Source organism: Corallococcus interemptor (genome assembly GCF_003668875.1).
Lineage (GTDB): Bacteria > Myxococcota > Myxococcia > Myxococcales > Myxococcaceae > Corallococcus > Corallococcus interemptor.
In genome coordinates this window covers 1-397 of the sequence record NZ_RAWM01000430.1, presented here as the reverse complement: position 1 = coordinate 397, position 397 = coordinate 1, and the positions used below count along the sequence as shown (strand labels likewise).

Below are 397 nucleotides of genomic sequence, written 5' to 3'. Positions count from 1 at the left end.
GCCGAGCCGAAGTCCCACATGATCGGGGCGTCGTCCTGCGGGAGGAGGCAGAAGCGGATCAACTTGTCGTGCGCCCAGGTGCCGATGTGGGTGGCCGTGACGTAGCGGATGTTCGCCATGTCGAAGCACAGCAGTGCGCCCAGCTCGGAGCCGGCGAGCAGCCGCGAGATCCGCGCGAGCCGCTCCTCGCGCAACCGATCGAAGCGCACGCGCTCTTCCCAGTCGACGCCCATCGTCCCGAAGGTGCGTGGCTGCATAGAAGGTTCTTTCTCGCTTTCTCTCGGGTGGAGCGTCCATCGACATTGCTCATGGACGGATGCTTTGGGGCGAGTGTACGGATTTCTGCAACCGTTTGCAAGAAATGTCAGATCAATCATGCACATTCGAGACGCTCTGC

General features: G+C 62.0%; 1 protein-coding gene. It reads right to left on the bottom strand.

Annotation, left to right across the window (positions count from 1 at the left end; translation table 11 throughout):
* A partial coding sequence (locus D7X96_RS39390) for a hypothetical protein (RefSeq protein WP_208647473.1) occupies positions 1-257 on the bottom strand: 257 nt, incomplete at its 3' end.
* Positions 258-397 lie beyond the last annotated feature (140 nt).